Origin of the sequence: Porphyromonas loveana (assembly GCF_003096695.1) — a bacterium.
GTDB lineage: Bacteria > Bacteroidota > Bacteroidia > Bacteroidales > Porphyromonadaceae > Porphyromonas > Porphyromonas loveana.
In genome coordinates, this window is the sequence record NZ_QEKY01000013.1 from 46,450 (window position 1) to 61,792 (window position 15,343).

10 protein-coding genes, 1 tRNA gene and 2 pseudogenes are annotated in these 15,343 nt (G+C 46.2%); 11 read left to right on the forward strand and 2 right to left on the reverse strand.

Features of this window, described 5'->3' with window-relative positions:
* Positions 1-3 precede the first annotated feature (3 nt).
* The 5 genes from C7382_RS07885 to C7382_RS10310 all read left to right on the forward strand — a co-directional run bounded on the left by C7382_RS07885 (position 4) and on the right by C7382_RS10310 (position 4,726).
* Positions 4-3,147, forward strand: a complete 3,144-nt coding sequence (locus C7382_RS07885; RefSeq protein ID WP_116679747.1) for an efflux RND transporter permease subunit — start codon at positions 4-6, stop codon at positions 3,145-3,147.
* Complete coding sequence (locus tag C7382_RS07890; protein WP_116679748.1) at positions 3,138-3,437, forward strand: PG0541 family transporter-associated protein; 300 nt, start codon at positions 3,138-3,140, stop codon at positions 3,435-3,437. Before C7382_RS07885 ends, C7382_RS07890 begins: the two co-directional genes overlap by 10 nt.
* A 288-nt stretch (positions 3,438-3,725) precedes the next feature.
* Positions 3,726-3,798 (forward strand) — tRNA-Phe (locus tag C7382_RS07895).
* A gap of 327 nt (positions 3,799-4,125) precedes the next feature.
* Complete coding sequence (locus C7382_RS10305; protein ID WP_165815142.1) at positions 4,126-4,344, forward strand: IS3 family transposase; 219 nt, start codon at positions 4,126-4,128, stop codon at positions 4,342-4,344.
* The gene (locus tag C7382_RS10310; protein ID WP_116679750.1) at positions 4,310-4,726 is read left to right on the forward strand and encodes a DDE-type integrase/transposase/recombinase; all 417 of its coding nucleotides are present in this window, start codon (positions 4,310-4,312) and stop codon (positions 4,724-4,726) included. Before C7382_RS10305 ends, C7382_RS10310 begins: the two co-directional genes overlap by 35 nt.
* A 203-nt stretch (positions 4,727-4,929) precedes the next feature.
* On the opposite strand, the pseudogene C7382_RS10265 reads toward C7382_RS10310, so the two are convergent.
* Positions 4,930-5,066 (reverse strand): annotated as a pseudogene (locus C7382_RS10265) (helix-turn-helix domain-containing protein); the annotation flags it as partial.
* A gap of 304 nt (positions 5,067-5,370) precedes the next feature.
* Here C7382_RS10265 and C7382_RS07915 point away from each other — a divergent pair.
* The 6 genes from C7382_RS07915 (at position 5,371) to C7382_RS07945 (ending at position 14,413) form a co-directional block, all read left to right on the forward strand.
* Entirely contained in the window at positions 5,371-6,060 is a 690-nt protein-coding gene (locus C7382_RS07915; RefSeq protein WP_116679751.1) for a TetR/AcrR family transcriptional regulator, read from the forward strand.
* Positions 6,061-6,460: 400 nt separating this feature from the next.
* The gene (locus C7382_RS07925) at positions 6,461-8,830 is read left to right on the forward strand and encodes an efflux RND transporter permease subunit (protein ID WP_116679752.1); all 2,370 of its coding nucleotides are present in this window, start codon (positions 6,461-6,463) and stop codon (positions 8,828-8,830) included.
* Between the two features lie 20 nt (positions 8,831-8,850).
* Complete coding sequence (locus C7382_RS07930) at positions 8,851-10,629, forward strand: ABC transporter ATP-binding protein (protein WP_116679753.1); 1,779 nt, start codon at positions 8,851-8,853, stop codon at positions 10,627-10,629.
* Positions 10,622-12,346: an ABC transporter ATP-binding protein gene (locus tag C7382_RS07935; protein WP_116679754.1), complete on the forward strand. Its 1,725-nt coding sequence runs from the start codon at positions 10,622-10,624 to the stop codon at positions 12,344-12,346. The genes C7382_RS07930 and C7382_RS07935 overlap by 8 nt, the downstream gene beginning before the upstream one ends.
* A 25-nt stretch (positions 12,347-12,371) precedes the next feature.
* Complete coding sequence (locus C7382_RS07940) at positions 12,372-13,154, forward strand: outer membrane lipoprotein-sorting protein (RefSeq protein WP_116679755.1); 783 nt, start codon at positions 12,372-12,374, stop codon at positions 13,152-13,154.
* Positions 13,154-14,413 (forward strand): DUF1302 family protein, encoded by a 1,260-nt coding sequence (locus C7382_RS07945; protein WP_116679756.1) that lies wholly within the window; start codon positions 13,154-13,156, stop codon positions 14,411-14,413. The genes C7382_RS07940 and C7382_RS07945 overlap by 1 nt, the downstream gene beginning before the upstream one ends.
* A 598-nt stretch (positions 14,414-15,011) precedes the next feature.
* Here C7382_RS07945 and C7382_RS07955 read toward each other — a convergent pair.
* Positions 15,012-15,343: pseudogene (locus C7382_RS07955) on the reverse strand (MobV family relaxase); the annotation flags it as partial.

The following is a 15,343-nucleotide window of genomic DNA, read 5'->3' on the forward strand; positions in this document are numbered from 1 at the left end:
GAGATGAGTATATACGAATCGGCTGTAAAAAAGCCGGTCACTACCATCCTGATATTTGTAGCGATAGCCATTCTTGGTCTATTCTCTCTCTCTCGTCTTGCCATCGATTTATATCCGAAGATCGAGACGAGTAATATCATGGTCGTGACCTCCTATGCCGGAGCGAGTGCTTCGGATATAGAGAACAATGTGACCAAAACGCTGGAGAACACGCTCAATAGTGTGAGCAATATCAAACACGTGGTTTCCAATAGTAGAGACAACATCTCGGTCATTACCCTCCAGTTCAATGAAGGTGTGGACATCGAGGTGGCTACCAACGACGTGCGTGACAAGCTCGATGCCGTCTCGAATTTCTTACCCGACGGCATCGACCGACCGGTTATCTTCAAGTTTGGTACGGATGATATCCCCATTACCATGCTTTCGGTACAGGCCAAGGAAAGCACCATGGCGCTCTCCAAAATACTGGAAGATAAAGTGAGCAATGCGCTGGCGCGTATCGACGGCGTAGGTGCGGTGAGCATCATGGGGGCTTCCAAGCGAGAGATACAGATCTATTGCGACCCTGCAAAACTCGAAGCTTATAACCTCTCTGTGGAGAGCATCAGCCAGATCGTTGGTGCCGAGAACCGAAATATACCGGCCGGCTCTATTGATTTGGGTAGCAAGACCAATTCGCTGCGTGTGCAGGGAGAGTTTGTAGATGCCCGCCAGTTGAACAATATAGTAGTAGCAAGCATAGCAGGGCGAAACGTTTATCTGAGCGATGTGGCTCGCGTAGAAGACACTCATGCTGAGAACGAGCAGGAGAGCTACAACAACAATGTTCGTGGCGCTATGATCATGATCAACAAACAGTCTGGTGCCAACTCAGTGGCTATCTCACGTGCTGTCCATGCAGCCCTGCCTCAGATCCAGTCCACACTGCCTTCAGATGTGAAGCTGGGTGTTCTTTTCGATACGTCGGAGAACATTGTCAATACGATCAATAGTCTCCGCGATACTATTGCGATCACCTTTGTTATCGTGATCCTTGTGGTTCTCTTCTTCTTGGGACGATGGCGTGCTACATTTATCATCGGACTCACCATCCCCATATCACTCATTGCCTCTTTCATCTATCTAATGGCAACGGGCAATACGCTGAACATCATCTCACTCAGCTCCCTCTCCATAGCCATCGGTATGGTGGTGGACGATGCCATCGTGGTGCTTGAGAATGTGACTACGCACATAGAACAAGGCAGCTACCCCAAGCAAGCAGCCGTGCACGGTACTAACGAGGTGGGTATCTCAGTTGTTGCCTCCACGCTTACCATGTTGGCTGTATTCTTGCCGCTGACGATGATTCAGGGTCTTACGGGCATTCTTTTCCGTCAGTTGGGATGGATCGTGAGCATCATCATGATTATCTCCACTGTCGCAGCCCTCACGCTCACACCCATGCTGTGTTCTCAGTTGCTGCGTCGCGATAAGAAACAGGGACGCTTCCAGAGAGCGATTTTCAGCCCCATTGAGCGTTTCCTCGATGCCGTGGATCGTGCCTATGAGAAGTTCTTGGGTTGGGCTGTCCGACATCGCATTCTCACCATTGTGAGTGCTACTGCTATTTTCTTTGGTAGTTTGATGCTCTCTCCCATCCTCAAGACCGAATTCTTCCCACAGGCGGACAATGGTTATATCATGATACGTGCTGAGTATCCTGTGGGTACGGGAATAGAGTTGCCCCGTGACTTTGCTTCACGCATGGTAACGCGGTGGACTAAGGAGATTCCCGAAATTCAAAGAACAAGTTTCAGCGTAGGACAGGCCGATGCTTCGAGTTCGTTTGCCGCTATGCAGGACAATGGTAATAATATCATTACTTTCCACGTAAGTCTCAGCGATAGAGATGATCGCAAACGCTCGATGACAGAAGTGGGTGACCAGATGCGAAGCATGCTTGCAGAGTATCCTGAACTTAAAACTTACACTGTCACTCCCGGTGGTAGTGGCGGTGGAATGGGTGGTCTGCCAACGGTCAATCTGGACATCTATGGCTTCGACTTCGAGAAGACGGGCGAGGTGGCACGTCGCTTTCAGCAGTTAATGTTGGAGGACTCCCGGTGTGCGCAGGCTACGGTCAGTCGTAAGGACTACGTGCCCGAATATCAGTTTGTATTTGACCGCACCAAGCTGGCAGAGAACGGACTCAATAGTGCTACAGCAGCTACCTATCTACGCAATCGCGTGAACGGTAGTATCGCTTCTACTTATCGTGAAGAAGGAGACGAATATGACATCCGAGTGCGTTTGGCTCCTGAGTTCCGTCAGTCATTGAGCGATCTGGAGAATATCCTTGTCTACACCCCACAGGGCAAGGGAATCCGTTTGCGTGAGTTAGGCAAGATAGAAGAACTATATATGCCACCGACCATTGAACGTAAAGACCGCCAGCGAGTTGTAACAGTGTCCTCTACACCGGCTAAAGGTGCAGCTCTCAGTGATTTGGTTCAGATAGCCAATGAAAAAGTGGCACAGTTGGATCTTCCTGACGGCGTGAGCTATAAGATCAGTGGTACCTATGAAGATCAACAGAAGACTTTCGCCGATCTCTCTACGCTTATGTTGCTGATCATAGTTTTGGTATTCATCGTAATGGCTGCGCAGTTCGAGAGTTTGGTCGATCCCTTTGTCATCATGTTCTCGGTTCCCTTTGCCTTTACGGGAGTTATTATTGGTCTGGTTATTACGGGCATCACTTTCAGTGCTATGTCCTTTATCGGGGTGATCATGTTGATGGGTATCGTTGTGAAGAACGGTATCGTGCTCATCGACTATACCCGTCTCTGCCGTGAGCGAGGTATGGGTGTCTTGGCTTCTATTGTCAGGGCTGGCCGCTCTCGTTTACGTCCCGTGCTTATGACTACGCTCACCACCATCTTGGGTATGGTACCTATGGCTGTTGGTATCGGTGAAGGATCTGAGCTATGGCAGCCTATGGGCGTTACAGTAGCATGGGGTCTGGCGATCTCCACGCTGATCACGCTCATTATCGTTCCCACAGTCTATGCCGTCTTTGCAGCTAACGGAATCAAACGTCAGCGCAAGAAACTGACAAAGAAGTATGCACGAAAAGAAAATAAAAGCATCGTATGGAACTGAAAATGATTTTCATCACCTATAATCAGGCCTATCACGAGATCATCCTTCGACTCCTTAGTCGGTTCAACCTCAGAGGCAATACCTATTGGGAGACTGTACGTGGTACGGGAAGCAATACTGGTGAACCTCACCTCGGAAACCATGCATGGCCTACGCTCAATGGTGCCCTTATGGTAGCCTGTCCTGCGGAGAAGGTCGAAGCCGTCTTGTCATCCCTGCGTACAATTGACGAAGCCACCCCCAATCAAGGTCTCCGCGCCTTTGTCTGGAACATTGAGCAGACGATCTAACTACAGATTGTAGCCCATTTCTCTTCTCAGAGACTGAGAGATCGTGCCATTTATCGTTAATGGCACGGTCTCTTTTCTTTTGTGCACCAATCTTCTCTCGATACCGTTTACAGTCATCACTGCTGCTTTAAGCTGTTAGAAATCAATCGGGTAGGGAAGATCGGATGCCATAATGCGCTTGTATCCCTCGCCTAAAGGGCCTTTGGCGACGAGAAAAATTGAAGAAAAACGCTCGTAATGTTTGGTGGAGTCAAAAAAAACACTCATCTTTGCATCCGTTAAAACAACGGTGCCATAGCTCAGTTGGTAGAGCAAAGGACTGAAAATCCTTGTGTCCCCGGTTCGATTCCTGGTGGCACCACTTTGAAGAAAAGCAAAACAACGTAAACTCCTGATTTCCAAACGAAGTCGGGAGTTTTTCTTTTTCCAGCTTACGCAAAATATAGCAGAATATTACCGATCTTGGTGGAGCAAAAACAGCAGAATGAAATCTCCACCGGAAAAGTTTCTTTACCACTGATATGCAGTGATTTGCATGTCGATAACCCGAGAGTGATTTCCGAATTTTGTACCAACTAAAAACGTATCGAAATGAGAAGGATTTCATTCAATGTGCTCTTCTTCATCAAGAAGACGAAACTGCGTTCTTGGAACCAAGCCAAAGGGAGAGAGTGAGGAAAATTTAGAGATGATGCGTATCATTGCTGCGTACCACACCGAGTACCCTACAGCAGGAGTTGTACATATGCGTGATATGCTGAGACTAAGAGGTTACTTAGTTAACGCGAAGCGTGTAAGGCGACTTATGCGTAAGATGAACATCCTGGTTATCTACCCACAGAAGAGTCTCACAAAGGGTACTGTGGCGAGCTATGTACATCCGTACTTGCTTAGAGGATTTAGATAGAGCGCCCCAATCAGATTTGGTCCACAGACATTTCCTATATCCCTATGGAGAAGGGATTTATGTACTCTACGCTGTGATAGATGTTTATAGTCGATTTCTAGTGGGTTGGAAGCTCTCCAATACGCTTTCAGCCAACAATTGCACAGAACTTGTAAAGGGGTGTATAGAGCAGTATGGTTGTCCTGAGATTATCAACTCAGACCAAGGCGTACAATACACAAGCCAAAAGTGGGTAGAGCTATTAGCGGAAAAGAGTATAAAGATAAGAATGGATGGAAAAGGTCGCTGCAAGGATAATATCTGGATAGAGCGCTTTTGGAGAAGCATCAAACAGGAATACATCTATCTTAATCCAGCCGATACTTTCTCAGGGCTACGGTAGGGAATAGGAAAGTGGATTAAGTTCTATAACTATGAGCGCCCTCATCAAAGTATCACCAAGCTACTGCCAGCCATGGAGTATGGCATAATAATAGCAGCATAAGAAGAACCAATAACTATGTAAAAAAAGAAAATGAATATGTTTGTAACAGTAAAAGAAAAACGTCAACCCGTTGTCTAAAAATGGGGAGTACTATACACACCATCCGTCAGGTAATGGTGCCCGCCCAATAAGGGTTTGTTCTTTTTTTGTAGGGTATCTATCCCTTTCATCATGCGGTTGCCGGCACTGAAAAATACATGATTTCTTCATCGTTTTTTGTTTTTACATCATTACTCATCTGTTCACATTGGATTTAGTGGTGATAAATTCTTTGATTAGGGAGAGGCGGATTGTTCAGTCAACCGCTCTATATCTTCCAGTTTGTAGTACATCTTATAGCCTATTTGTGTGTAGGACTACATTCTTCCTTTTACTGCAGACTTGTGCTTCGATATGAACATAAGTAGCTCTTTGTAAGTGTGGATCCAAAATTTATTTTAATGAATATTGGGTGCCAGTAGAAAATAGTCATTTTTAGGTATTGTTCATGCAAGAAAATGTTAAGACATTTGTAACTACATTGAGACAATGTATGTCGACCTATGCAAACGCCAAAGGATTATACACGCAAGCTATTGCTGGATACAGCTCGGGAAGCCTTCCTACGAAAGGGTTTCAAGGCTGTATCTATGCGTGAAATTTCCAAACTATCGGGTGTTGGTCTGAGCAATATATACAATTACTATCCCTGTAAAGATGATTTGCTGGCTGTTGTCCTACATCCGCTTTTAGAGGCGATGAACGGCATGCTGGACAATCATAACCGGAACGAAAGTCTTTCCCTTGAAATTTTCACCTCTGAGGAGTATCATCGTAAATCCATGCAGGAGGTGATGGGCATTATAACCCGTTATCGCAAAGAGTTTAAGTTGCTGTTTCTCGACACACAAGATTCCCGATTCAATGACTTTTGGGAGCGGTGGATTGAAAAAAGCACTGCAATCGGCATGGAATATTTGGAGAGAATGAAAGAACTCTATCCGGACTTACACACCCAGATTTCTCCATTCTTTATACATTTCACTTGTTCTTGGTGGATTAATATGATGAAAGAAGTGGTACTGCATGAAGAACTCTCCCAAGAGGAAATAGAATGTTTTATTGGTGAGTATATCCACTTTAGCACGGGAGGATGGAAAAAGCTCATGAATGTGGAATGTAACAGAGAAAAGAAAATGGTTGGAAGTAAGACTTCCTCCTATTCCAGTAGAATAAAAACAAACAGTATATGAGTGTCACTAATATTATTAACAATGAAGAATTAACTCTTATACAGGGAGTAGGTGGACTTTTCCTTTGTGAGGAATCTTGGGTTACGCAAAATCGGAGAAACGCCCATCGCAAAGAGATTTCGGATAAAGATATAATTACAATGAAAAACGAAAGTAACGGAACTGAATGTTCTCGGACAGAATTATGGCACTTACCTTAACTATCAAATGTATGAAACGGGATGTTTCAATAACATATATATTCCATAGAACGAGTCGCCCACTTAGGGCGGCTCGCTTTGTTTTTGAACAGGACGGACTTTTGTTCGTTTTTGAGCCAACAATCACGAAGCGATTATCAGAAGCCGGATCGCTTTTATCCGCCTTCAATGAATGAAACAACTTACAAACAGCAAATGATATGAAAATAGAAAGAATCAATGATTGGTTTGCTCGTCGGGGCAAATGGATGGTACAAAGACGATGGCTGGTACTAAGCTTATCTATCCTCGTCTTTGCCATAGGATTTACAGGGTTAAGATACTTCAAGGTGAGTGCTTCGTGGGAAGACTATTTTCTCGAAGACGATCCGATGCTTGTTAAGACAGAAGAGTTCAAGGATATATTCGGCAATGACAATTTCGCAGCGGTACTGACCCGATGCGACAATTTGTTTACGAAAGAGAATTTGGAACTTATCCGTGAACTTACCAACGAGATGATGGACAGTCTTTCGTATGCCGACAAAATAACATCGCTCACCGACATCGAATTTATGGTGGGCAGTGAAGAAGGTATTGCCATCGAACAGATTGTACCTGACACAATCCCGTCAGATCCTGCTCTGTTAGAAGGGATACGCCGCAAGGCTTACCTGAAACCCCACGTTGCAGAACGGCTCGTTTCCAAAGATGGAACGCTCTCATGGATCATACTCAAGCTGCGTACTTTCCCAGAAGACTCGGTGTGGAACAAGGGGAAGAATGCCGTTGCTCCTGAGGTGCTGACGGGTAACGAGCTGGAGCATATCATCACCAAGGACAAATACCAAAAGCTCCATCCCAAGGGAACGGGACTGCCCTATGTTACCGCTATGAAAATGAAATGGATAAGTAAGGAAATGCCCCGTGTACTGGGTATCGCCACCCTAATCTCCATACTTATCCTGCTATTAGTAACGCGCTCCTTTAGAGGAGTGGTCGTGCCGCTTGTCACAGCTGTAGGCTCCATCATCATCGTGTACGGTATGTTAGGTTACGTGGGTATGACGATAGATAGTGGCATGGTGATGATTCCCATGCTATTGACATTTGCCGTTTCCATTGCATACAACATCCACGTGTATTCTTATTTCAAACGCCAATTCCTCATACATGGAAAGAGGACACAAGCAGTAGAAGAAACTGTCAGGGAAATGGGATGGCCGGTGCTGTTCAGCGCACTCACCACCTTTGCCGCCTTGCTTTCCTTCCTCGCCATACCGATGCAGCCTATGCGTTTTATCGGTATAGCTACTTCTTCATGCGTGATGATGGCGTTCTTTATAGCCATTACATTGATGCCTGTGCTCCTTAGTTTTGGTAAGGACGGAAAACCGCATCCCAAAGTGCAGGAAACAGGAGGACGATGGTTGGACAGAAAATTAGAGAAGGTAGGTATCGGTGTACTTAAACATGGTACTTTGATACTATGGCTTACCGGAGTGATCACAGTCGCTCTTATCTATCAATTCACAAAAATAGAGACCGCCTTTGACGTGGAGCGAACCATGGGGCGAAAGATAGCTTACGTCAATAACCTTTTGGAAGTGGGTGAAAGCGAACTTGGGTCTGTCTATACCTATGATGTGATGATAGAACTGCCTGATAATGGATTGGCAAAATCACCCGAAATCCTAGTGCGATTAGATTCCTTAGCACAACACGTAGACAGGTATAAATTAACCAAGCGCACAACCACGGTATTGAATATCCTCAAAGACCTGAACCAAACCCTGCACGATGGGGATGCCTCTTATTATACTATCCCTCACAATCCTGAAGAGGTGGCACAGTTGCTACTCCTTTATGAAAATGCAGGAGGTAGTGAGGCAGAGTACTGGATCGATTATGATTATCGGCGCCTTCGCCTGATGGTCGAGATGAATTCATACGATTCCGGAGAAACAGAACGGGAGTTGAACGATATAGTTGCTCATGCCAAAAAGCTTTTCCCGAAAGCCACAGTCACTACCGTAGGCAGCATTCCACAGTTTACGGCGATGATGCAGTATGTAGCTCGCGGACAGATGGTTTCTTTCGTTATTTCACTTCTGATTATCGGCATCCTGATGATGCTTGTCTTCGGCAGTGTACGTATCGGACTTATCGGTTTGATACCCAACCTTACCCCGGCTTTGGTGGTAGGCGGTCTGATGGGATGGTTTGGCTATCCGTTGGATATGATGACCGCCACCATCATGCCGATGATTCTCGGATTGGCAGTAGATGATACCATTCACTTTATCAACCACGGGCATTTGGAGTTCGACCGCCGGGGCAATTACCGGGAGGCTATCCTCCGTTCGTTCCGCACTATTGGAACACCGATTGTGCTGACAAGCATAGTGATCTGTACCAACTTTGCCGTCTATACTACTTCTGAAAGCCTTTCCTTTATACACATGGGGGTACTCTCCGTAGCAGGTATTGTATCGGCACTGCTTGCCGATCTCTGTGTCACTCCCATATTGTTCCAAAAGTTCAACCTGTTCGGTAAGGAGACAAATACAAACGAAACTCGGGTTGAATGAACAAACATAATTGAATACAAATGAATACTACAAAAAAACAGAAGAAAACGCCCGTTTTGAAGCGGTTGCTGCCATACGCAGGCAAGAAGGGCTATATGCTTCCGCTGGCGATGATTTTTTCATCCCTCTCGGGTATTATGGTGCTGATGCCTATGGTTTATATCCATAAGATTGTCAGCGGGATTATTTTGAGCAGTAGTGTCGATGGAGTTTCCATACGGTACTATGCAATTCTGGCGGCGAGTTTTGCCGCAGCAGGAATGCTGCTCTATTTCTTTGCGCTAATGGTATCCCACCTCTTCGCTTTTGAGGTAGAGGCGAACATCATCAAGCTCAGTGTGAAGAAGATGATGGCGAAACCGTTGGGCTTTTTCGCCAACCGCGAAAGTGGTAACCTACGCAAAACCATTGTCGATGGAGCGGGCGAGACCCACACCATGCTGGCGCATCAGCTGCCGGACTTTGCCATGACAATTGTTTCGCCCATCGTGCTGTTGGTATTCTTCTTCCTTTTCGACTGGCGATTAGGCTTGGTGAGCCTGATACCGATGGTCATAAGCATATTGTTGATGGCAACCATGAGCACCAAAAATGGTATGAAGATGCGGGAAGAATACTACGAAGGACTTGCCAACCTTTCCGCCGAATCGGTGGAGTACGTGCGCGGCATACCGGTCGTGAAGACCTTTGCCCAGAGCGTGGAGAGTTTCGAACGTTTCTATTCGCTTATCGTAAAGATGAAAGATTTCGTGGTACGGTGGAGCATGGGATTCAAAAACAAAATGTCGCTGTACGAGGCAATTTCAAGTTCCACAGCATTCTTCTTGGTACCCGTTGCCATCATGCTGTTCACCACAGGCGGCGACATGCGGCAGGTGCTGGGCAATTCTGTTATCTATCTGTTGATAGGTCCGGTATTCGGTGTTTTTATGATGCGTAGTGCATCTATTCAAAACTTCATCTACTTGGCCGAGTTGGCATTGGATAAAATTGACGCCGCTTTGGATTATGACGACTTCGCTTATGGCAGAAAAACTGCAATTGAAGATGGTCTGGAGTTCAGGAACGTCTCGTTTTCATACGGGAAAGAAAAAGTGCTGGACAATGTGTCTTTCAAAGTGAACAAAGGAGAAACTGTTGCTCTGGTCGGCGCTTCGGGAGGCGGAAAAACCACCGTGGCACGTCTGGCAGCCCGTTTCTATGATGCCGATGAAGGCGAAATTTTAGTCGGAGGCATCAACATTAAGGAATTCGAGAAATCGGCACTGATGCGGAAGATCGCTTTTGTGTTCCAAAGATCCAAGCTCTTCAAGATGAGCCTGCGCGAGAACCTATTATTGGGTAACCCCAACGCCAGCGACAAGGAGATAGAGCAAGCCCTCGTCAGGGCAGGAGCCAAAGAGATTGTCGATAATTTAGAAAAGGGCTTGGATACGGTTTACGGCACCAAGGGAACCTATTTTTCTGGAGGTGAAGCCCAACGAATTTCCATTGCAAGGGCTTTTCTAAAGAACGCCGACTTTGTCATTCTCGACGAGGCAACCGCCTTCGCCGATCCCGAAAATGAGCATATCATTCAGGCTTCGTTCAAGGAACTGTCGAAGAACAAAACCACGCTGATGATTGCCCATAGGCTTTCCACGGTGGTTAATGCCGATAGGATCCTTGTGATGGAGAATGGCAAAATAGCGGAAAGCGGTACGCATAATGAATTATTAACCCAAGGTGGTGCCTACAAAAAACTGTGGGACGAATATCAAAAAGCTGCCAATTGGAAAATAGGAGGTAAAAATGAATAACTTCTTAAAGCAAAAATACGCCATGTCGGATCAGGGAGCGAAGAACCTGCAAAAATCCATTTTCTCGCATACCATCCTGAATCTGACCAAAATGTTTCCGGCCATCGTCGGATTTATGTTTCTGTTCCAGTATCTGGGCGGTTTGGAAGGCATTCCCGTACCGGTAGAGCTGACCCTTGTAAACTATATTGTCATCATCGCCGTGATGTTGTTGGTGATGTTTATCGTGGCAAGGTGGGATTATGTGCGCCTCTACGACAATGTTTATAACGAGAGTGCCAACTCACGTATCGAGATAGCCAATCGCCTGAAGAAACTGCCACTCTCTTATTTTGGCAAGCGCGATGTGTCCGACCTTTCTGCAACTATGATGAGCGACCTAAATCTTTATGAGCAGATATTCTCGCACTCCGTGCCGCATATCTATGCCACTTCCATTTCCACGATTATCATTTCCATTATGATACTCGCCTACAATTGGCAGCTCGGATTGGCGGCATTGTGGGTTGTTCCCGTCTCGTTGCTGCTCTTTTCCCTTTCCAAAAAGAAACAACGACAGGCTATGGACGCACACGTGAAAACCGGTCGCGAGGTGTTCGACGATTTGCAGGAGAAGATTGACCAGATACAGGAAATCAAATCCTATAACCTGGAAGAACGGTCACTGAACGAGTTCTGCCACAAGCTGGACAACAATACCCGTACAAAGATAAAAGTGGAGTTCTCCGCCGGCATTGCCACCTCACTGGCGGGTGTACTGATGAAGCTCGGCATCGTCACGGTGGCGATTGTCGGTGCCAACATGCTGATTGCCGGACAAATCAACATCCTTGTTTATATCGCCTACCTCATTCTCACGACAAGCATTTATCTGCCTATCGAGGGAATTCTCACTTTTATGGCGCTGGTCGTGGCTCTCGACGGTGTGGTGGCGCGTATCAAAGAGATTAAAACCATGCCCGTTCAGGAAGGAAAACAGGAAATGAACCCCAAAGATTACAGTATAGATTTCAAAGATGTCGAGTTCGGTTACGAGGACTATACTGTTATCAACGGCGTAAGTTTCACTGCGAAACAGGGCGAAGTTACAGCTTTGATCGGACCTTCTGGAAGCGGTAAAACCACGCTTGCCAAGCTGGCTGCCCGTTTCTGGGATATTCAGAAAGGTAAAATACTATTGGGTGGCGAGGACATCAGCCAGATAGACCCTGAGACGCTGTTGAAGAACTACGCCATTGTCTTTCAGGACGTGGTGCTGTTCAACGCCAGCATAAAAGATAATATCCGTATAGGCAAAAAAGGAGCTACGGACGAAGAGGTTGCCCGCGTTGCCAGAATAGCTCGCTGCGATGAGTTCATCGACTGTATGCCCGAAGGCATGGAGACCGTTATCGGCGAAAACGGCGAGCGGCTTTCCGGCGGCGAACGCCAGCGCATCTCCATTGCAAGAGCCATCCTGAAAGATGCTCCCATCATCCTGATGGACGAAGCCACTGCCTCGCTGGACGTGGAAAACGAAAGCCTGATACAGGAGGCTTTGTCGGAACTGATTAAGGACAAGACGGTCATTGTTATCGCCCACCGGATGCGTACCATTCGCGGAGCCGATAAAATCGTGCTGCTCAATCAAGGCAAGATTGAGGCTATGGGCACTGACGCAGAGTTGCAGACGCAATCGGTGACTTACCGGAAGATGCTCGAAAAGTCAATGGGATAAAAACAACAACAAAATATCAACTAAGATGAAAAGAATTATTTTAACAAGTTTGGTGGTATTGGCTTTTGCCACCACAGCAATGGCACAAACTGGCAGAGAGATTGCCCAAAAAGTAAAAGACCGTCCCGATGGCGATACCCGTCAGTCAGAATTGGTGATGAAACTGATTAATAAGCGCGGAGCAGTGCGCGAGCGCAAACTGATTTCTTATTCCATCGACGTGGGCAAAGGAAAGAAAGACCGCAAGAGCATTATGTTCTTCCAATACCCCGGTGACGTAAAAGGTACGGGGTTTCTCACGTGGGATTACGACGATCCCGACAAGGACGATGATAAATGGCTCTACCTGCCCGCCATGAAGAAGACCCGCCGTATCAGTGGCTCGTCTGCCAAGCAGGATTACTTTATGGGCAGTGACTTTACCTATGACGACATGGGCAGTCGCAACGTGGATGAGGATACGCACAAACTTCTGGGTGAAGAAGAAATAGATGGGCATAAGTGTTGGAAATTGGAATCTACGCCCAAAGACAAACGCGAGATTTATTCCAAGAAAATAGCCTTCATACGCCAAGACTGTCTTATAGCCGTCAGGGTGGAGTACTATGACAAGATGGAGAAGCTGCACCGTCGCCTTGAATTATCGGACATTGCTAAGGTCGCAGGATTTTGGGTTGCCCAAAAACTACACATGACCAATGTGCAGACAGAGCATCAAACGATTCTTGAAATTAAGAATCCCAAGTATGACCTTCCCATGGAGGAGACAAAATTCAATGTTACCACTTTGGAGAAAGGTAGGTTCTGATGACAAACACAAGTAATCATTCTGCAAAGTTCTTGCTGCTGTTTCTTTTATTCCTGCCTATAAATACTGTATGGGGGCAAGATATGGGAGAATCTTCTTGGCAGATCAAAGGTTTTGTAGATACTTATCACGCTATCCGTTCTGAAAAACCTAGTGACTTGATGTCTTCACGTACCAGAATAAGAGGCGAAATAGGAAAAAGCTTTGGAGGGTCATCGTTTTTCGTTTCATTCAATGCCACCCACAATGCCTTGCTGAAGGAACGCACGGGATTTGAACTGCGGGAGGCATATCTCGACCACAGAGAGGAGCACTGGGGCTTTCGCCTCGGTCGGCAACTGGTCATTTGGGGTGTGGCAGACGGTGTGCGTATCATCGACTTGGTTTCGCCGATGGATATGACGGAGTTCTTGGCACAAGACTATGACGACATCCGTATGCCGGTCAATGCCCTGCGCTTCTTTGTCTTCAATGAGAAGATGAAATTAGAATTGCTTGCCGTGCCGACCTTCGAGGGATATAAGTTGCCGACCGATGTCGGAAATCCATGGAGCGTGCTGCCTAAAAACACCGTTCAGCCCCTTGTCTGGCACGAGGACGGAAGCCACCCAAAGTTCCGTTTTTCCAACATGGAATATGGAGGAAAACTTTGCTTTACCTTGCCGGGAGTGGATTTTTCCATTGCTGCCTTGCATACGTGGAACAAGATGCCTGTGATTACCTACCGGTCTTCAGGTATCCACATGGCCGTATCTCCACAATACTACCGCATGGGATTCTTCGGAGGAGATATATCCAAGCCGTTAGGGCAGTTTGTCCTGTGCGGCGAAGCGGCGTTCAACGTGGGTAAACATTTCAGCTACAAACCCGAGGCGGGAGTTATGGAGCAGAAGGGCTTCAACACCGTGAATTATCTCATAGGCGTGGATTGGTATGCTCCATCCGAATGGACGGTAATGGCACAATTTTCTTCCGAAAGCATTTTCGGATACGAAAGTCATATTGCACAGCCACAACACAACTCACTGCTCACGATCAACGTATCGAAAAAGTTGCTGGGAAGCACATTGCAACTCTCCAACTTCACCTATTTCGACCTCAACCATAAGGGCTGGTTCAGCCGCTTTACTTCCTCCTATGCTCTGAATGACTACATCCAACTCTTGGCAGGCTATGATTGGTTTGGAGGAAATGAAGGGATGTTTGGCGTGTACAAACACAACTCAGAAATATGGCTAAAGGCAAAATATAGTTTTTAAAAAGAAAGTTATCAACGATAGGATATTTACAGACATAAGTCATACATAAAATCCTAACCTTTATTTTCGAGATCTCTTTGTACTTCCGTATTTATGGAGAGCTTTTGATTTGTGCTTCTCATACGGTAGAAAACTAAGATCAAGGCTAGGCCATAAAAAATCTGACGCATATCCGACAAAGCGCAGAGCCTCAGGAAGCAATACCAAGAAAACCGCTGCATAAAAGATGTGCAGCAAACGTCTCATGCCACCGATAATCACAATACTTAAAATAAAAATAGACTCATCCACAGTGAAACTACTTGGGGCAATATAGCTGATGTAGTGCGCATAAAGTACCCTAAATGATTTTTTGCCTACGAACTATCTTATTGAGAAGTAGAGTGTTACCTTTTTAGGATGGATGGATAGGTAACGATTTAGAAATGAGCGGAGTGCTTTGAGGCACATTGTTTTGAATAGCCAAAGAACGCTCACTTTTACTGCTTGCAAAGGTACATATTTGCGAGGGAAAGTGAGCGTTCTTGCGTGATTTTCTTCCTGAGAAGTTTTGTCGGGACTGAAATACAACGATGAAAGAGAAAGGGGATTTTCGGTTTTACAGTCGTTGCGAGCGGTTGCGATTGATAAGCTGTCTCCATTTCTGTTCGCACCAATCGGCAATGGGAAGCCCGTTGATGGTGAGGAGCGGTCGCTTCTTCTCATCCTTGATGATACGGATTTCGCTGTCCTCTTCTGTAAACTCTCTCTTGTATAATCCCGAATAGGCTTTAGCCGTTCCTCGCAGGGGCGTCTCCGTGCGATACATCTCCGCTATCCTGTCGTCAGAGAAACCCATCTTTCGGAGCACCAGACGGATATTCAAAAGCTGGTAGAAGCCACTGAAGAAACGTTTTATCCAATTTCGCTCATCCTCGTAAACCTGCACGG